This is a genomic window from Bacillus sp. ABA4_010 (genome assembly GCF_056159105.1).
Genome location: NZ_JBSWUN010000003.1, coordinates 2,355,305 through 2,373,285, shown reverse-complemented (window position 1 = coordinate 2,373,285; position 17,981 = coordinate 2,355,305). Strand labels below are relative to the sequence as shown.

The following is a 17,981-nucleotide window of genomic DNA, read 5'->3' as shown; positions in this document are numbered from 1 at the left end:
AGGCCTCTGAAAAGGGGCTTTTCACTTTCGCGGAGGAGTCCCGGTGGAATCCTCCGCTTCTCTCATTGTTAAGTGTTAATGTTTCTTTTCCTGCGTTCAAAGATACTTAGTGCACATGACGGGGATTTTTGCACGACGGTAGGAATGGTTTTTTATAAAGGAAGTGTTGATATGTATAACAATGGTCCATCTTACGAAGCCATTAAAAAATGGAAGGATGAACATATTTCACAATATCAATCGAATACGTTGTTGTTAAATGAATTCCATGACCTCGTTTTTCAAAAAGCGTTTGATGTGTCGATTGCTACAATAGGGAAGGGAGACCCGCCTGGCAAGTATAGCTGGTTTATTACAGGGAGCGGCGGAAGATACGAGCAAGGGTTAATTAGTGACCAAGATCACGGGCTTGTGTTTGAAGGGACGTCGCAAGAGACAAAAGAATATTTTCGTGCTGTAGGGAAGGAACTCTCATATGGTTTAAACATTATCGGCTATCCATATTGTGAAGGAAATGTCATGAGTTCAAACCCTCTTTGGTGTTTGTCGTTGGAAGAGTGGGAGAATCAGCTGTCAAAGTGGATGAAAGAAGAGAGTTGGGAGTCCATTCGCTATTTGCAAATTTTTTACGATGCAAGAACGTTGAAGGGAGAAGGCGAGCTTCTTTTCCGTCTGAAATCTTTTATCCATCATGAACAGAAGGAAAATCCGTTCTTATTAAAAAGATTTTTAGAGAATGTTATGCATTTAAAAAAATCAATTGGCCCATTTGGCCAACTTTTGGCAGAAGAAAAAGGGATTCATGAAGGGGCAATGGACTTAAAACATGCTGCTTTTCTTCCGTATGTGAACGCCATCCGGCTTCTTGCTATGAAAGAAGGGATTTTGGAAACGTCGACTCTCAGTCGGCTTGATCGGTTAATGGAAATTGGCTATGGAGAAGAGCTTAGAGGGTATAAATTAAACTTTCTTGCATTATTGAATTATCGTGTTTCATTATATGGCGGCGTTGAAACATATGATGATACACATTATTTGAAGTTAAATCATTTAAGTAAAGATGAAAAAAGAGAGTTAAAACACATTTTAAAAGATGGGAAAAGGCTTCATCAATACGTCCAAGCAATGATTGAAAAGGGTGTTAAATAATGGCATTTGAACCACTTATTCAATTTATGAGAGGAATTTCCGGAAGGGTCAATTCCGGACTGTTTGGAGGAGTCACAGGTCAAAATTTGGAGCATATGGCTTTTTTGCGTCATATGCAGAAAGAAATGAACGAGGAAAATGTAATGGAAATCCCTCTTTCTGAGTTGAATGTTGTCGTATTTGATGTTGAAACGACCGGTTTTTCTCCTGAAAAAGGAGATGAAATCATTTCAATTGGAGCTATTAAAGTTTGTGGGGGAGAAATTAAGGAAGGTGAGATTTTTTACTCGCTCGTTCGTTTTGAACAAACTCTTTCTTCTGAGATAGAGGAATTAACAGGGATTTCAGATAGAGAATTAAAAGATGCGCCGCTGCTTTCCGATGTCCTTGTTCAATTTTTTGAGTTTGCGAAAGGCTTTACGCTTGTGGCCCATCATGCAAATCATGAGAAATCTTTCTTGCAGCATGCGAGCTGGAAGCTGTTCCGAACACCGTTTAAGCATCGAATTGTCGATACGTCTTTTCTATATCGAATTGCGGAACCAGATTCGAAACTTGTGAGATTAGAAGATTTTTGTGAGCATAATGCTATTCCAATCATCAATCGGCACCATGCATTAGGTGATGCTATTATGACGGCAAAGCTATGGTGTGTTTATATAAGCAAAGTTCAAGAGCTAAAATGCCGGACACTTGAGGATATATATGAAAGACTTGCAAGATTTTAAGGGTGAAAATTTTGTGCAGGGGTGAAGATTGGTGCAAGAGAATAAGGCTTCCTATCTTGATAAAAAGGTTATGACTATGGGAATTGTAAAAGAGCTGACAGGTTTGTCGGAGAGACAAGTCCGATATTATGAAGAGAGGAAACTTATCTTTCCGGAACGTACATCTTCAGGCATCCGGAAATATTCTTTTTCGGATATTGAACGCTTAATGGATATTGCTGAAAAAATAGAAGATGGTGTTCAAACTCATGACATCCGCAAAGAGTTTGTAAAACGTGAAAAGCAGTTGGAGGAAGAAAATAAATTAAAGAAAAAAATGATTCAAGGGCAGTTGAATGCTCATTTTCATCGTAATAATCAATCGCGGTTTAACGAACGTTAAGTGCGGTCTCTTTATTACGCGAAAGGGTGAGATGGTGGATAAAATAATATAGAAGTATACGGAGCGTGTGTAACTGCAGCGGTCTTCCGTATGCTTCTTTGAAGTGGTTGAAGAATAGAAAATCAAGGTGAGAAAATACGACAAAAAACGTTCTTAATATTAAAAAATTTACAATTTCTTGATGTTTGAGTAACATTCTTTTGCTATAATCGTTTTGTACTAGAATCATTTTGTGCGTTATTACTATAATTCAAGGGGGATTATGATGTCGATTCACTCTAGTTATCGTAAGAAAATGTTACATGTATCTCTTTCGGCAGCTATTGCTGCTAGTGCAACTACTGCTTTTGTACCGAGTGTACAAGCCGAAGGCTCGCAAGCTGTTCAATTCAACGATGTAAAGCCGGAAAGTCATTTTTATGAAGCGGTAAAAAGCTTGCATACCCGTGGAATTGTAACAGGATACGGAAATGAATTTCGTCCATATGCAGAAGTGACACGTGCCCAAGCGGCTAAGATTATGGCCCTTGGGTTAAATTTAGAGACAAAAAACGTAGAAGACCCTGGATTTAAAGATGTAGAAAAAGATGATTGGTCTTATGGCTATATTGCGGCATTAGCAAGAGAAGGGATTATCCAAGGCTATGGTGACCAATTTAAACCAAATGAGCCGTTAAGTCGCGCACAATTGGCCAAAATGCTTGTAAAAGCGTTTGGTTTTAAGCAAGGTATGTTGAAAAATTCACCATTTTCAGATGTAAAACAAGATGATTGGTATGCAGAATTTGTAAAACCGCTTATCGATTATAAGATTACAACGGGAACGACTCCGACTACGTTTTCTCCGAATAGCAAAGTGACTCGCGGGCAAATAGCTTCTTTCATCTTCCGCAGTGAACAAGCGGCAGGAAATATTGATGAAGATAGCTTTAATTTAACATTAATGCATACGAACGATACGCATGCACATGTAGAAAATATCGCAAGACGTGTCACGGCTATTAAGCAAGTTCGAGAAGAAAAGCCTAACGCATTGCTTTTAGATGCAGGAGATGTATTCTCAGGTACATTGTATTTCAATCAATACAAAGGACAAGCTGACTTAGAGTTCATGAATTATATCGGCTATGATGCGATGACTTTAGGGAACCACGAGTTTGATCTTGGAACAGAGCCATTGGCTAGATTCGTAGAAAATGCGAAATTTCCGTTTGTCACTGCTAATGTCAACTTTTCAAAAGATGAGAATTTAAAAGATTTCTTTAAAGATGAATGGTCATCTGAGCCGATGGATGGCGCTATCTACAATGGAATTGTGAAAGAAGTAGACGGTGAAAAAATTGGGATTTTTGGTCTGACAACAGCAGAAACAAAAGATATTTCAAGCCCTGGTGATGGTATAGAGTTTGAGAATTATATTGAAGAGGCACAAAAAGCTGTTCAGCAGTTTGAGCAACAAGGTGTGAATAAAATTGTTGCCCTTACACATATCGGTTTTCAAGATGGTGGTGGTGACAATGATGTCACGTTAGCAAAGGAAGTAGAAGGAATTGATGTAATCATCGGCGGACATTCGCATGACGAGTTAAGTGTACCGTTTGTCGATACAACAGGAGAAGAACCGACCGTTATTGTTCAAGCAAAAGAGTATAGTAAATTTTTAGGTGTATTAGATGTAGCATTCGATGAGAATGGAAAAGTAATTGAGCATAACGGAGAATTAATTGCTATTGATAAAAAAGTAAGCGATGAAAAAGACGCTCCGTATGTGTTTCAAGAAGATCCGGAAGCAGCTCGTATTTTAGCAGAAAAATATAAACCAGCCGTTGATGCTTTCAAGCAAACAGTTGTCGGTACAACAGATGTTGTGTTGGATGGTGAGCGTGCAAATGTCCGTACAAAGGAAACGAATCTAGGAAACTTAATTACTGACGGAATGCTTGCTAAAGCGAAAATGATTAACCCGAACACGGTGATTGCCCTTCAAAATGGAGGCGGCATTCGTGCGTCCATTGACAGTGGGGACATGACATTAAGCGAAATCTTAACAGTATTGCCGTTCAGCAATTCTTTAGGAATTATGGAATTAACAGGTGCAGAAATTAAAGAGGCGCTTGAGCACAGTGTTGCTCTTGCACCAGAGCAATCTGGAGCGTTTTTGCAAGTTTCTGGTTTAAAGTTCACATATGACAGTCGCAAGCCAGCTGGTGAACGAGTAATATCTGTTGAAGTGAAGGAAGATGGACAAACGTATGATTCGCTAGTGGAAGACAAGAAATACTTTGTAGCGACAAATACGTTTACAGCTAAAGGCGGAGACAGCTATACGATGTTCAAGAGCGCGTATGAAGAAGGGCGACTAAGTGAGCCTGGATTTGTTGATTGGGAAATGTTTAGGGATTATTTTATGGCAGACGAAACAGTCATTCCGTCTGTTGAAGGACGTATCGTAGATGTAGCGCAAAACTAATTTCAAACTATGAATGTATAAAACCTCCAAGCATGGGTGCTGGAGGTTTTATTTTATTTTTAAAGTCGTGACAATCACTTTTTTTGTCGAATGTCTCGACTTTTTAGTAGAAGATAGTAAAATAGTCTTATTCAATTGTATAATATTTGTAGATATTGAAATTTATAAAATATAACGGTAATTCCTTCCTAGTTTCAAGGGATTTAATAACTAATGTGAACGTCTTCTCCTCAAATGAAGCGGTCTTGAATAATTAAATGAAATGTAGAATCATATGTAAATTACTCTCTAAAAGGAGCAGCAATAATGGAAATATATGTAGCAAGGCAGCCTATTTTGACTAGTGACCAAGAGGTTTATGCTTATGAGCTGTTGTATCGTAATAGTTGGGAAAATAAATTTTCAAATATTGACGGAAGTCAGGCAACGTTAGATGTCATCAATAGTTTTTTGCAAATTGGTGTAGATGAATTGTCAGAAGGGAAACCTTGTTTTGTAAATTTTACGGAAAAACTTTTAGAAAGTGAAATACCCTTTTATTTCCAATCGGAGATGCTTGTAGTGGAAATTTTGGAAACGGTCACGCCGACAGAAAAAATTATTGATACTTGCAGAGCGTTAAAAGTAAAAGGGTATAAGATCGCGCTAGATGATTTTGAACTGGAAGCAGATGATCAAGCTGTTTCTCAGCTTTTGCATTTGGCAGATATCATTAAAATCGATATTCGTAAAACTCCTTGGGAGCAGCAACAAAAAATGTTTCATACACTGCAAGCGTATAATGTCGGGTTTCTAGCAGAAAAAGTGGAAACGAGAGAAGAGTTTAAACGATGTTTTGAGATGGGTTATAAATATTTCCAAGGCTACTTTTTTCATGAGCCTGTCATTCTTTCGGCAAACGATATGATTATCCAAAGTCACAGTTTTTTTCGCATTATCTCAGAGTTATCTCAAATAGAGCCAAATTTAGATACAATTACAGAAATCATCGAGAGAGATGTCGCTCTTTCTTATAAATTACTTAAGCTAATCAATTCCGGTATATATAGCCGAATACATAAAATTAAGTCAATTAAGCAAGCTGTTGTATTGCTTGGATTAAAAGAGTTAAAAAAGTGGGTATATGTGTTATCACTGCGAGAAATAGCCCACAACGGGGGCAGTCATGTCTCGGACGAAGTGATTAAAATGTGTTTTATACGGGCGAAAGCAAGTGAGCTAATCGCAGTAAAAATAGGAAAAAATGCGGAAAGCTCCAGTTATTTCTTGGTCGGAATGTTGTCGCTTATTGATACGGTGTTAAAGCAACCGTTAAAAAAAATAATTGATCAACTCCCGTTAGATCAAGACATAAAAGCAGCTTTATTAGGCTCGCAAACACCGTATAAGAATGTACTCGATTTATTAATTAGTATAGAAAAAGGGGAGTGGAGAGAGATTGAAGATCTTGTCAATCTTGTTGAAATTGATAAGGACAATCTTTTCCATATCTATAAGGAAGCCATGAGGTGGACAAAGGAAGTATTAACAAGAGCATTTTAGATGAAGGGGCGGGAGAAATGAGATATAGAAGACAAGAAGCGTTCAGATACCAATTTACAACGCCAATCTATTGCTTTTACTCAATGAGATATGAGAGAGAAAAGAATGATGGAGTGATTTTAGATTTAAGTCCAAACGGCTTAAAGTTGGAGACGACTGCTGATTTGCCTCTTGTAGCAGCCGTTGATATATCGTTTGCGCTCAACTCTTCGTCTTTGAATGTTATTGGAAATATTAAATGGAAGAAAAATTATATTAATCGATATATTATCGGGTTACAGTTAGAAAATGATAGAGAATTAAAACAAGCCATTATTAATGGGTTAAAACAACATGTCAAAATTGAACGTCATAAAGCGCTTTAACATAGAGAAATCGACCTAGAAAATTCATCAGAACGAAAGTTTGGTACATGTCAACATGAGTAATCTTTTTTGTGGTACGATAGAGGAGTTTAAACAAGCGGTTGTCAAAGGATGAAGAAACATCTTGGCGACCGTTTATTTATGCCTGTAGATTAATTTAAAGTGAACGTACATGGAAAAATTATCGGAAGGAGGTGCTGTTATGTTCATTCATATTATTAAACCTTTAATTGTCAATTACATGATACTAATCGCTTTAGTAGCAAATGCAAATATGTTTATCCCTTTCAGAAAATCTTCGGTAGTAGAATATAAAAAGCGTATCGTATATACATTGATGGGGACCTTTTCTGCGCTTTTATGTATGGCATATCCCATTGAAGTATTAAAAGATACAAATTTCGATTTTCGAATGGTGATTATTATTACTTTGACGATTTATTGTGGAACGTTTGCTGGATTATTTTGTACGGCTACCGTGTCAATAGCCCGTTACTTTATTGGCGGTCAGTTTTTTTTGGTCGGAATTGAAATCAATTTGATTGCATTGCTTTGCGGTCTTCTTTTTAAGAAAAGATTTAGGGAATCAAAAAATCGAACGTCTTTTTCTTTTGTCATTTTCGGCGTTTATCTTTTTCTTTCTGTAATGCTTCTAGAAACATTTGCATCGTTTTTAGATTTATATTTTTATAGTCTGTATTACGGGACCTTTCTTGTTACGTTTATTGGTTTGATTTTTGCCATTGAAAAAATGATTATCAATAATAAGCAGCTTGACGAATCAGTTTATTTAGAAAAACTGAAAACCGTAGGACATATGGCTGCAGCATTTGCCCATGAAATAAGAAATCCATTAACGACTGTGCAAGGATTTATACAATTTTTAAAAGAAGGAGACAACCATAAAGAACTGCATAAATTTTCCGATTTAATATTGGAAGAATTGGACAGAACAAATAAAATTATTACGGAGTATTTGTCGCTCGCTAAACCTGGAGCGATGAAAAAGGAGAGATTTGCTGCGGAAGAAGCTGTTCGGGAGACGATTCAACTATTAAAGCCTATGGCACATTTGCATAATGTTTCAATCGAGTATGAAGAAGATGGAATCCATTATATTGTGGGCGATAAACAGTATTTGAAGCAAGCAATGATTAATCTTATTAAAAATAGTATAGAAGCCGTCGAACAAAAGGGGAAAATTAACATTCATGTTAAAAAAGCAAGTGATAGCAGCTATGCCGTCATTTCCATTCAAGATAACGGAATCGGTTTAACAGAAGATGAAATAAAGCACATTGGTTTGCCTTATTATACGACAAAAACGAAAGGCACAGGTTTAGGTACGATGATAGTTAATAAGATTATTAGAGATATGAATGGAGACGTCAACTATCAAAGTCAAAAAGGTGAGTGGACGAAAGTAGACATTTCCCTTCCATTGTCAAACAACCTATAATTATAGCTCTTTTTTCTTGTCAGTCGTCCATAACGCAAACGGACCCGTCAGTTAAATTAAGAAGAGGTAAAGAGTGTTGACGGGTCATTTTAGCAAGTCAATGATCAATTATGGGTGAAACACATGATTAAAAGCCAAGTGTCCGCCTTACATTAGACACGTACGTTTGACTCACCGTTAACTGCACATGACTAACTGTCCCTAGAGTAAGGACTAAATTAGAAGAGAAGTCACGGGAAATGTGTTGTATATATGGGATATTGACAATATAGGAACGATGTATTCTGAGAAATGTACTTGGAAGTTGCTGTTCAAGCACTTTTAGTGTGTGAATAGCACTGTATGCACCTTCTGCTGTGAAAAGCCACGTTTTTTTCTGGTCACTCTCTATGTAAGCGATATCATTAAGAGGTATTGGTTTCCAAATATCGCCTTTCTTTCCGGTTATAAAAGATAGAAGAGGCTGTGACGATCTTTTAAAAAAATAGGAAGGAGGAAGAATGATTGTTAAGGCACCTCGTAAACCATTTTGTCCTTCAATTGGATAGCCGACTCCATAGTAAGGGATACCAAATACAGACTCGTCTACTAACGATTCAACTTTTCGTTTTTGACGATAAACTCGCTCTGTAATGCTTCCTGACGGAACAGGCTGACCTGGACGGATTTGAATATCATGAATGCCTGAGAAATAGTCTATGTATCGGTCTTGTCCTGCAAATGCGATGGAGGCTTCAGAAGGAATCCAATCTTGTATGAATTGTGGTATTTTTAGAGCATCCATGGTTTGAATTTTCACCTCTTTCTAAATATTCAATATAATTATAACGCAAATTCTGTTTCGTATCCATATATTCCCTTTCATCCGTTAATAAAACGTTATATCGGAAATTACAGACATAGAAAAAACATTTCGATATAATCAAAATCAATTAGGAGTATTGCTAGGACAATAGCAGGTAATAGAAACATCCTGATAGAGTGCTCTATGAAAAGAAAGTTTAAAATTATAATACATAGAAAAGAGGGATCACATGGTACAAGCAAAAGGGTTAGAAGGAGTCGTTGCCACCACTTCTTCAGTCAGCTCCATTATTGATGATGTTTTGACGTATAGAGGGTTTAATGTAGATGATTTAGCTGACTATTCAAGTTTTGAAGAAGTTATTTATTTGCTTTGGTTTAATAGACTCCCTAGTCGAGATCAGTTAGAAACATTCCGAAAAGAATTATTTGAAAGCGCTTCCCTTAATCTAGAGATCATTACCATGATGAAAAAACTCCCTAATGAGCATGTTCATCCGATGTCTGTCTTAATTACGTGTGTATCAGCGCTTTCTCTATATGATCAAGAAGCGGATCATCTTGGAGAAGCGAACTATCGAAAAGCGATAAGACTACAGGCTCAATTGTCCTCTATTGTGGCTGCTTATGCCCGCATTTGTGAAGGAAAAGAACCTCTTGCGCCAAGGTCTGATTTAAGTTTTGCTGCTAATTTTCTCTATATGGTCAATGGGGAAGTTCCAGATTCGATATCGGAGCAAGCTTTTAATAAAGCGCTTGTTCTTCACGCGGATCATGAGTTGAATGCCTCAACTTTTACGGCGCGTGTTTGTGTGGCAACACTGTCAGACATGTATTCTGGAGTGACAGCGGCGTTAGGTGCATTAAAAGGTCCGCTTCACGGAGGAGCAAACGAACGCGTTATGCAAATGCTTCATCAAATGAAGGAGCCTGCTGGTGTGGAACCTTATTTGAAAGAAGCGTTTCAACAGAAAGAGAAAATTATGGGCTTCGGTCATCGCGTTTATAAAAATGGCGATCCACGTGCGAAACATTTACGTGAAATGTCGAGGCAATTAACAAAAGTAACAGGTGAAGATAAATGGTACAACATGTCAGTGACAACAGAACAGATTGTTCAAAATGAAAAAGGGCTTCTCCCGAATGTTGATTTTTATTCGGCTTCTGTTTATCACAGTCTTGGCATGAAGCATAATTTATTTACACCTATTTTTGCGGTCAGTCGTGTCTCTGGTTGGATTGCTCATATTTTAGAACAATATGAAAATAATCGTTTAATTCGCCCTCGTGCGCAATATGTGGGGCTGAAACACCAAACTTACATTCCGATCCATGAACGGACATCTTCACAAGTTGTGAGCATTTAACAGAATGACGAAGTGTTAACCGATAGTTCTATTTCGTTGAAACGGCCATTATGTGACGGTTTGAAGGCTATAGTCGAGGGGCATGGGAATCCAATGGACGAGCTTTTAATCAAATCATTTTTATAAGGGAGATGGAGAATCATGAAGCTGGAAACATTGTCTGTGCAAAAGGGGTTATTCAATCTAGAAAACTATGAGGAAACTTACAAAAATTTCGACTGGTCCAGTGTGGAGGAACAATTTTCCTGGCATGAAACAGGTCTCGTTAATATGGCATATGAAGCAATTGATCGCCATGCTGAAACCGAAAAAAAGAACAAGGTAGCGCTTTATTTTTCTGATAAAGAGCGCAAGGAGCAATATACGTTCCAAGATATGAAAGATTATTCTAATAAGGCAGGAAATGTATTGAAAGAGGCAGCGGGTGTTGAAAAAGGAGATCGCGTATTTATTTTTATGCCACGTTCGCCAGAATTGTACTTTGTTTTACTAGGTGCGATTAAATTAGGAGCTGTCGTTGGGCCGTTGTTTGAAGCGTTCATGGAAGTGGCTGTTCGCGACCGTCTAGAAGACAGTGAAGCGAAAGTACTTGTCACGACGCCAGAACTTTTGCATCGTGTTCCAGTGGATGAGCTGCCGCATTTAAAACATGTCGTAATTGTCGGACAAGATGTGCAAGAAGAAGGACCTTATATCCATTTTTACGACAGAATGGATACAGCTGATACACATTTAGACGTAGAATGGGTAGACCGAGAGGATGGTTTAGTGCTTCATTATACATCAGGATCGACTGGGAAACCGAAGGGGGTCTTCCACGTTCATCATGCGATGGTTCAACATTATCAAACAGCTAAATGGGTGCTCGATTTGAACGAAGAAGATGTATATTGGTGTACAGCAGATCCAGGGTGGGTAACAGGAACTTCTTACGGTGTATTTGCGCCATGGCTTGTTGGAGCAACCAATGTTATCCGTGGCGGCCGATTTAGTCCTGACGATTGGTATCAAACGATTGAAAATTACGGTGTAACCGTTTGGTACAGTGCTCCGACTGCTTTTCGGATGTTAATGGGAGCAGGAGATGCACTTATTCAAAAATTTGATTTACGGTCACTTCGACATATTTTAAGTGTAGGAGAACCATTAAATCCAGAAGTCGTTCGTTGGGGGAAAAAAGTGTTCGACTTGCGAATCCATGATACATGGTGGATGACGGAAACAGGGGCGCAAGTGATTTGTAACTATCCGTCTATGGAGATTAAACCAGGTTCAATGGGGAAACCAATACCGGGTGTTCAAGCTGCGATTGTAGATGATCAAGGAGAAGAGTTGCCGCCATATCGGATGGGGAATTTGGCGATTAAAAAAGGATGGCCATCCATGATGAGAGCGATTTGGAATCGTCCTGAAAAATATGAATCGTACTTTTTACCAAATGATTGGTATGTATCAGGTGATTCTGCTTACATGGATGAAGACGGCTATTTTTGGTTCCAAGGTCGTGTAGATGATGTCATTATGACTGCAGGTGAACGTGTCGGTCCGTTTGAAGTCGAAAGTAAATTAGTTGAATTTCCGGCTGTAGCGGAAGCGGGAGTTATCGGTAAGCCAGATCCGATACGAGGAGAAATCATTAAAGCGTTCATTTCGTTACGAGATGGCTACGAACCGTCAAATGCACTAAAAGAAGAGATTCGTATTTTTGTAAAAGAAGGACTTGCTGCACATGCTGCTCCGAGAGAAATTGAATTTCGTGATACGCTTCCGAAAACGAGAAGCGGAAAAATTATGAGACGCGTCTTGAAGGCATGGGAACTCAATTTGCCGACAGGTGACTTATCGACGATGGAAGATTAAATGGTTTGATAAACAGCTGGTAAGTTCCGTTTCGGATTCTTACCGGTTGTTTATGAGGTATATAAATCGGAAGCAAATCGATCATAAGGGGGAAAGGTGAATGAATTTAATCTTGATGGGGTTACCAGGTGCGGGGAAAGGGACACAGGCAGAGAGAATGACTGAGAAGCATCGCGTTCCTCACATTTCAACAGGTGATATGTTTCGTGCGGCCATCAAAGAAGAGACGGCTCTTGGCAGAAAAGCAAAGGAATATATGGATGCAGGTCACTTAGTACCGGATGAAGTAACCATTGGGATCGTTCGTGAGCGGTTAGCGAAAGTAGATTGTAATGGAGGGTTTTTACTGGACGGATTTCCTCGAACAATTGCTCAAGCAGAGGCTTTGGAGCAACTACTGATGGAAATGGGGCGTACCATTGATTTTGTTCTAAATATTGATGTTCCGAAAGAAGAACTGATGGCTAGACTGACCGGGCGGCGTTTATGCCGTAATTGTACAATGACTTATCATCTTATTTTTCGACCTTCGCATAAAGATGGGGTATGTGACAAATGTAGTGGAGAGCTTTACCAACGGGATGACGACAATGAGAAAACTGTTGGAACTCGTTTGGAAGTGAATATGAATCAGCAGCAGCCTTTACTCGATTTTTATGAGCAAAAAGGGTATTTACGCAATATAGATGGCTCTCAAACCATTGATCGTGTATACGAAGAGCTTGAAAATGTTCTTAGCGGCCTGTCAACTTCTATTTCATCTTCTCGATAAAATATATGAAAAATAAAAAGCCGATCTCGAGAAGAGACCGGCTTCAATAGTTAATAAGAACGTGCCGCGTTTGCCGTTGATGTTGCATAATGAAGTTTTAAACCACCACTCCTCAAAGTGGGTGTTTGCAGAAGCGTTAATGACGTCCTCTAACCATAATGGGAGGCATGACATTCCGGCTTCGATGTAAAACTCCCTATACCAGCTTAAAGGTTAAAACTTATTATAATCACGTACAACGCAGCATGTATACACATATTACAGGATACCATTTGTATTTGCAAGTGCAATGTTTTAGAAAAACATCTTTTTTAGTAGTAATCTACGATTCTTTATTGGAAATGACCTTGTTCCTCGATAAGAGCGGCAAGGTCGTTTTGTTTTATTGGAATGATGTGAGGCACTAACTTTGAAATTGTTGCGTGTTTTTCATACAATAGGAACGGTGATTAAATTGAAAGCTCATTGTTTTGCAATGAGATAGGAGGAATTACATGTCGAGTTTGTCTTCTTCAATGACAATCCAAAAAGACACAGAAGCCTTTCAAGAGAATAAGGTGATTCTTTTATGGAGTTTTACCGTATGGCTTGTCGTTATGAACACGACGATGTTCAATGTTGCACTTCCAAGTGTATTATATGATTTTGAACTTGCCCCGTCCACAGCTTCTTGGGTTGTATCAGGTTACTCAATCGTGTTTGCCATTTCCACTTTAACGTATAGCCGCTTATCCGATTTCATCCCTATTAAAAAACTGTTAATGATTGGGCTAATTTTGCTCGGTATTTCTTCTGTTGCGGGCCTTTTTGCCAATCAGTTTTCTTTACTGTTAACGGCAAGATTACTGCAAGCAGCAGGTGCCGGAGCCGTTCCTGGTCTGGCGATGGTTTTGGCAGGTCGGTATATCCCTGTTTCAAGACGAGGAAAAGCAATGTCCTTCATTTCTTCAGCTGCCTCATTAGGATTTGGATTGGGTCCGGTTATAGGAGGAGCAATCATTCAGTTCTTTGGGTGGCATTACTTGTTTATTGTTACAAGTTTTGTTCTATTCTTATTTCCTGTGTTTAAAAAACTGCTTCCTGAAGAAGAAGAGCAAAGAGTAAAATTTGATGTGGTAGGAGGGCTGCTGACCGGAATAAGTGTAACAGGGCTTTTATTATTTTTGTCTACATTTTCTTATCTCATATTAGCGGTGAGTTTACTCGCAATCATCATGTTATGGAGACATATTCATCGCGTGAGCATACCGTTTGTCCAACCACATCTTTTAAAAAATAGACAGTTTACAAAGCTACTGTTTATTGGTTTTACTGCGTTTATTATTCATTTTGCTAGTCTTTTTTTAATGCCGATCATTCTTGCTAATTTGTTTAATCAGGAACCGGCAGCTATCGGAATGATGATTTTTCCAGGAGCTATGTTGTCCGCAGCGGCTGCCCAATTGATTGGCCGCTTAATTGACCGCTTCGGAAACCGTCCGTTAGTTGTATTCGGTCATGTGTTTCTATTAATTGCAACTCTCGCCTTTTCTTTATTAGCAAACATATCTCCGTATGTCATTCTTATTGGATATATGTTTATGAGTACAGGTTTTTCCGCGTTGACATCCAGCATTGCAAATGAAGTGTCACGAATTTTACCGAAGCAAGAAATAGGAACAGGGATGGGGCTGGCTCAGCTCATTCAATTTTTTGGCGGGGCGTTCGGTGTTGCACTTTCCGGACTATTACTTGTATGGCAAAATGATTTTCTCCCGGAAGTAGCGTATCGTAATGTTTTCTCGCTATTAGTCGTATTAGTCATCTGTTCATTCACAGTGGTGCTGCTTTATTTTAAAGCAAGAAGCAAAGAACAGTCTTAAATGTTTCGTTCAACCTTGATTGGGCATCCATGTCCATTCAAGGTTTTTTTTATTCAGTTTTTAGGAGGTTGAAAAGGTAAAGGATGTAAATGCATAAGTATTCAATGTATAATGAGGGGAGTAATGAAAAGGACGGTGACCAAAAATGAATCATCCTATTTCAGCACTTGCCCACCTTTTATTGGAAGGAAGTCAGCAAAAAGTTATCGATTTTATCCAGGGTCAAGGTGACCTATCCCGATTGGAAATGTGCCAGCAATGGTTTACACCCGCTATGCAATATATAGGATACTTATGGGAAAATAATGAAATATCAGTTGCTGATGAACATTTAGCGACAGCGACATGTGATTTTGTATTATCAAGGCTGTTTTACTCTTCGCAGAACATGGTTAATAGCTACAAAGCGATGTTTTTTTGTATAGAAGGTGAGCAGCATTATATTGGTTTGAAGATGGTAAATAGCCTATTTGAAGATCATGGATGGGAAACAAAATATTTTGGTCCAAATTTACCTTTGCAACATGCATTGGATGCTGCAAAAGCTTGGGAACCGAACGTAATTGGTCTTTCTTTTTCTCTTTTGGTTCATTTACCGCAAATTCACGAATATGTCTGGAAGTTGAGCGAATTGACGCCTAAACCGACAATTCTTATTGGAGGACGATTAGCGAACCGCGATCATCTTCTTACAGCTTGTTCGGATAAAGCAGTTATTCTGTATGATTTAGTTGAATTAAATGATTGGATTATTCAATATAAACAAGAAGGGGAGTTCGATGCATTACATAAATGAGCAGTTACCGCTTCCGTATTTAAAAATAGATAAAGAGGGAAATATTGTGAGCTGTTCTGCCCAGACATGGCAAATGTTTGACCTTAGAAGCGAAAAGTTGGCCGATATTATTGACGAAGAAAGCAGAAGTAAACTGTATAAGTTTGGCTTTCAGCAAAAGGGGCCAAAAAGCATGGAAGTTCATATGCAGACAGCACAACATGATCTTCATTTGTTTGAACTTCACATTTGTTGGGATGAAAATGACTATGGTCATATTCTTTTAGTTGAAAAGAGTTTGGCGAATGAAAAAGTGGCTCAAAAGCTGATGGATCTTCAGCGACGACTTGCAGCAACAGATTTTGAGTTGTTTGAGAAAAAAGAGCAGCTTGCACAAGCATTGTCTCGTTTACATGAACTATCCGCTCCGTTCATCCCAATCTCTGGAGAAGTGTGTTACATACCGATATTCGGGGACATTACAGAAGAGAAAGTAAATGTCCTTTCAGAGAATTCATTACATAACATGTTTTCTGGTAGTTACAATATCGTATTGATTGATTTCACAGCAGTGGGAGAACTAGAGAGAGCAGGAGTTGAAAAACTGTCCATTTTATTAAAAATGATGCATTTTATGACGGGCGCGGTTATTAGCATAATTGGTGTAACACCGGCAATGGCGCGGTTATTAAATTCGTACCCATTAGATGAGTATGTCCAATTTGAATCGTCCTTACAAGCTGTCTTATATCAATGTTTCAATAGGAAATAAATACAATAGAAAGAACGTGACAAGGCGAGATTGCTGTCACGTTCTTTTTTAGCGTATGAAAAAGAACGTTATTTTAACTTAGCAATGATTTTTCCTGTTACATGACGTTCTGAAAGGCGACTGAGTGCTTCTGGTACTTCTTCTAGCGTAACGATTTCATTAAGCATGGATGAAATTTTTCCATCGGCTACTAATGCGAGTAATTCATCGCCCATTACAGCCAAATCTTTTTGAGCTGCCATGTTTTTGGACCCATGCACAGCACCAAGTGCAATTTCGTGATACGATACTGCTTTTGTAAAGGGTTTTACATGTGTAAAATCAGGTGCTCCTGCAATATGGACAATATGTCCAAGGAAGCCAAGCATATTAAGAGAAGCTGTGGCATTTTGTCTACTAACAGCATCCATAACGGCGTCAACACCTGTGCCGCCCGTTATTTCCATTACTTTTGCTGTGACATCTTCCGTGCGATAATCAATTACATAATCGGCTCCAAGTGACTTCACATATTCGTGGTTATGGATAGAGGCAGTCGAAATAACCGTCTTTCCAGCTAATTTAGCTAACTGAATGGCGAAACCTCCTACACCTCCTGCACCGGCGTGAATGAGGAGGGTATTGATTTGAGTCAATGGCAACTTGCGGAAAAGTGCTTGATAAGCCGTATATCCAGCTGTTGGAAGAGCGGCGGCTGTTTCAAACGAAACGTTGTCCGGAATACGAGACACGGTATGAGCCGTTGTCACGGCGTATTCTGCATACCCGCCTTTTTTTGTTAAATCACCGTGGTACACAACGCGGTCGCCTTTTTTCCATTCCGTTACATCATCGCCTGTAGCGACTACAACACCAGCTGTATCAAGGCCGAGAATGTGAGGATATGACCAATTCGGATTGCCGCCTGTTGCTGTTTTATAATCGACAGGGTTTAATCCGACGGCATGAACTTCGACTAAAATCTCCCCTTTTTGCGGTGACGGTACAGCGGTTTCTTCTACTTTCATGTCCTTCCACTGTCCTTTATCGTGCAGTAATAATGCTTTCATTTCGTTCATCTCCTGTTCGAATGATTATAGAATTAGATAGGTATATAATATATACTGTTTTAGGGAAAGGCAAGTAGGCACTATTCTGTACCGTAGTTACCATATAGAAACTTACTAAACCATTCAACGATTTTTAGAAGGTAGAAAGAACTTCTTGTGAACGCTCTTTCACTAAATGAATGGGTATTGAATAATTAAATGAAATAAAGAAGGAGAAACAATATGAAACCATTAAAGTCTGAATATCAATGTGCCATCGAATTAGTTATCGATTTAATAGGCGGGAAGTGGAAAGTTTTAATTTTGTGGAATTTGAATGAAGGATCGAAACGATTTAATGAACTAAAGCGTTCATTGCCTGGTATTACTCAAAAAATGTTAACGCAGCAATTAAGGGAATTAGAAGAACATGGGCTTGTGAAGAGAACCCTTTACGAAGAATTTCCTCCAAAGGTGGAGTATTCGACCACAGCGTGGGGGAAAAAGATTCAACCCGCACTATTTCAAATGTGCAAATGGGGAGATGAGTATGCGGAAGCAGAGGATATTATGATGAATCGTTGCTGGACTTCTTATGATTTTATGGAAAAGAACGTATGAAAAAGGAGAGGGGCGGACCCTCTCC

The 17,981-nt window shown here is 38.7% G+C and carries 16 protein-coding genes and 1 other RNA gene; 14 read left to right on the top strand and 3 right to left on the bottom strand.

Annotation, left to right across the window (positions count from 1 at the left end; genetic code table 11):
- The first annotated feature begins 171 nt into the window (after positions 1 to 171).
- The 7 genes from ACXAEO_RS12985 to ACXAEO_RS12955 all read left to right on the top strand — a co-directional run bounded on the left by ACXAEO_RS12985 (position 172) and on the right by ACXAEO_RS12955 (position 8,095).
- Positions 172 to 1,149, top strand: a complete 978-nt coding sequence (locus ACXAEO_RS12985) for a DUF294 nucleotidyltransferase-like domain-containing protein (protein ID WP_474881622.1) — start codon at positions 172 to 174, stop codon at positions 1,147 to 1,149.
- Entirely contained in the window at positions 1,149 to 1,877 is a 729-nt protein-coding gene (locus ACXAEO_RS12980) for an exonuclease domain-containing protein (protein ID WP_474881620.1), read from the top strand. Before ACXAEO_RS12985 ends, ACXAEO_RS12980 begins: the two co-directional genes overlap by 1 nt.
- 31 nt (positions 1,878 to 1,908) lie before the next feature.
- Positions 1,909 to 2,259, top strand: a complete 351-nt coding sequence (locus ACXAEO_RS12975; protein WP_474881618.1) for a MerR family transcriptional regulator — start codon at positions 1,909 to 1,911, stop codon at positions 2,257 to 2,259.
- 262 nt (positions 2,260 to 2,521) lie between these two features.
- Positions 2,522 to 4,729, top strand: coding sequence for a 5'-nucleotidase C-terminal domain-containing protein (locus ACXAEO_RS12970; RefSeq protein WP_474881615.1), 2,208 nt, complete (start codon positions 2,522 to 2,524; stop codon positions 4,727 to 4,729).
- A 306-nt stretch (positions 4,730 to 5,035) separates the two neighbouring features.
- Positions 5,036 to 6,271, top strand: coding sequence for an EAL and HDOD domain-containing protein (locus tag ACXAEO_RS12965; protein WP_474881612.1), 1,236 nt, complete (start codon positions 5,036 to 5,038; stop codon positions 6,269 to 6,271).
- Between the two features lie 17 nt (positions 6,272 to 6,288).
- A complete protein-coding gene (locus ACXAEO_RS12960) occupies positions 6,289 to 6,636 on the top strand; it encodes a PilZ domain-containing protein (RefSeq protein WP_474881610.1) in 348 nt (115 codons plus the stop codon).
- A 202-nt stretch (positions 6,637 to 6,838) separates the two neighbouring features.
- A complete protein-coding gene (locus tag ACXAEO_RS12955) occupies positions 6,839 to 8,095 on the top strand; it encodes an ATP-binding protein (RefSeq protein ID WP_474881607.1) in 1,257 nt (418 codons plus the stop codon).
- 127 nt (positions 8,096 to 8,222) lie between these two features.
- Here the strand turns inward: ACXAEO_RS12955 and ACXAEO_RS12950 are convergent, their stop codons facing one another.
- Positions 8,223 to 8,879 (bottom strand): LytR/AlgR family response regulator transcription factor, encoded by a 657-nt coding sequence (locus ACXAEO_RS12950; protein WP_474881604.1) that lies wholly within the window; start codon positions 8,877 to 8,879, stop codon positions 8,223 to 8,225.
- Between the two features lie 250 nt (positions 8,880 to 9,129).
- On the opposite strand from ACXAEO_RS12950, the gene citZ reads away from it, so the two are divergent.
- The 3 genes from citZ (at position 9,130) to ACXAEO_RS12935 (ending at position 12,898) form a co-directional block, all read left to right on the top strand.
- Positions 9,130 to 10,266, top strand: coding sequence for a citrate synthase (gene citZ / locus ACXAEO_RS12945; RefSeq protein ID WP_474881601.1), 1,137 nt, complete (start codon positions 9,130 to 9,132; stop codon positions 10,264 to 10,266).
- 141 nt (positions 10,267 to 10,407) lie between these two features.
- A complete protein-coding gene (acsA, locus tag ACXAEO_RS12940; protein ID WP_474881599.1) occupies positions 10,408 to 12,126 on the top strand; it encodes an acetate--CoA ligase in 1,719 nt (572 codons plus the stop codon).
- A 100-nt stretch (positions 12,127 to 12,226) separates the two neighbouring features.
- Entirely contained in the window at positions 12,227 to 12,898 is a 672-nt protein-coding gene (locus ACXAEO_RS12935; protein WP_474881597.1) for an adenylate kinase, read from the top strand.
- Positions 12,899 to 12,955: 57 nt separating this feature from the next.
- On the opposite strand, the gene ssrS is transcribed toward ACXAEO_RS12935, so the two are convergent.
- Positions 12,956 to 13,148: non-coding RNA, 6S RNA (gene ssrS, locus ACXAEO_RS12930), on the bottom strand.
- Positions 13,149 to 13,392: 244 nt separating this feature from the next.
- Between ssrS and ACXAEO_RS12925 the strand changes: the two genes are divergently transcribed.
- The 3 genes from ACXAEO_RS12925 (at position 13,393) to ACXAEO_RS12915 (ending at position 16,307) form a co-directional block, all read left to right on the top strand.
- Complete coding sequence (locus ACXAEO_RS12925) at positions 13,393 to 14,760, top strand: MFS transporter (protein ID WP_474881595.1); 1,368 nt, start codon at positions 13,393 to 13,395, stop codon at positions 14,758 to 14,760.
- Between the two features lie 145 nt (positions 14,761 to 14,905).
- The gene (locus ACXAEO_RS12920; protein ID WP_474881594.1) at positions 14,906 to 15,556 is read left to right on the top strand and encodes a cobalamin B12-binding domain-containing protein; all 651 of its coding nucleotides are present in this window, start codon (positions 14,906 to 14,908) and stop codon (positions 15,554 to 15,556) included.
- Positions 15,540 to 16,307 (top strand): STAS domain-containing protein, encoded by a 768-nt coding sequence (locus ACXAEO_RS12915; protein WP_474881593.1) that lies wholly within the window; start codon positions 15,540 to 15,542, stop codon positions 16,305 to 16,307. The genes ACXAEO_RS12920 and ACXAEO_RS12915 overlap by 17 nt, the downstream gene beginning before the upstream one ends.
- Positions 16,308 to 16,375: 68 nt before the next feature.
- On the opposite strand, the gene ACXAEO_RS12910 is transcribed toward ACXAEO_RS12915, so the two are convergent.
- Complete coding sequence (locus ACXAEO_RS12910; RefSeq protein ID WP_474881589.1) at positions 16,376 to 17,356, bottom strand: zinc-binding dehydrogenase; 981 nt, start codon at positions 17,354 to 17,356, stop codon at positions 16,376 to 16,378.
- Positions 17,357 to 17,578: 222 nt separating this feature from the next.
- Here ACXAEO_RS12910 and ACXAEO_RS12905 point away from each other — a divergent pair, with 222 nt between their 5' ends.
- Positions 17,579 to 17,956, top strand: a complete 378-nt coding sequence (locus tag ACXAEO_RS12905; protein ID WP_474881587.1) for a winged helix-turn-helix transcriptional regulator — start codon at positions 17,579 to 17,581, stop codon at positions 17,954 to 17,956.
- The last annotated feature ends 25 nt before the right edge of the window (positions 17,957 to 17,981 follow it).

Coding starts and splice junctions, on each gene's coding strand:
- acsA (WP_474881599.1), top strand. CDS start 10,408: ATGAAGCTGGAAACATTGTCTGTGCAAAAGGGGTTATTCAATCTAGAA.
- ACXAEO_RS12960 (WP_474881610.1), top strand. CDS start 6,289: ATGAGATATAGAAGACAAGAAGCGTTCAGATACCAATTTACAACGCCA.
- ACXAEO_RS12935 (WP_474881597.1), top strand. CDS start 12,227: ATGAATTTAATCTTGATGGGGTTACCAGGTGCGGGGAAAGGGACACAG.
- ACXAEO_RS12955 (WP_474881607.1), top strand. CDS start 6,839: ATGTTCATTCATATTATTAAACCTTTAATTGTCAATTACATGATACTA.
- ACXAEO_RS12950 (WP_474881604.1), bottom strand. CDS start 8,879: ATGGATGCTCTAAAAATACCACAATTCATACAAGATTGGATTCCTTCT.
- ACXAEO_RS12965 (WP_474881612.1), top strand. CDS start 5,036: ATGGAAATATATGTAGCAAGGCAGCCTATTTTGACTAGTGACCAAGAG.
- ACXAEO_RS12915 (WP_474881593.1), top strand. CDS start 15,540: ATGCATTACATAAATGAGCAGTTACCGCTTCCGTATTTAAAAATAGAT.
- ACXAEO_RS12925 (WP_474881595.1), top strand. CDS start 13,393: ATGTCGAGTTTGTCTTCTTCAATGACAATCCAAAAAGACACAGAAGCC.
- citZ (WP_474881601.1), top strand. CDS start 9,130: ATGGTACAAGCAAAAGGGTTAGAAGGAGTCGTTGCCACCACTTCTTCA.
- ACXAEO_RS12980 (WP_474881620.1), top strand. CDS start 1,149: ATGGCATTTGAACCACTTATTCAATTTATGAGAGGAATTTCCGGAAGG.
- ACXAEO_RS12920 (WP_474881594.1), top strand. CDS start 14,906: ATGAATCATCCTATTTCAGCACTTGCCCACCTTTTATTGGAAGGAAGT.
- ACXAEO_RS12970 (WP_474881615.1), top strand. CDS start 2,522: ATGATGTCGATTCACTCTAGTTATCGTAAGAAAATGTTACATGTATCT.
- ACXAEO_RS12910 (WP_474881589.1), bottom strand. CDS start 17,356: ATGAAAGCATTATTACTGCACGATAAAGGACAGTGGAAGGACATGAAA.
- ACXAEO_RS12905 (WP_474881587.1), top strand. CDS start 17,579: ATGAAACCATTAAAGTCTGAATATCAATGTGCCATCGAATTAGTTATC.
- ACXAEO_RS12985 (WP_474881622.1), top strand. CDS start 172: ATGTATAACAATGGTCCATCTTACGAAGCCATTAAAAAATGGAAGGAT.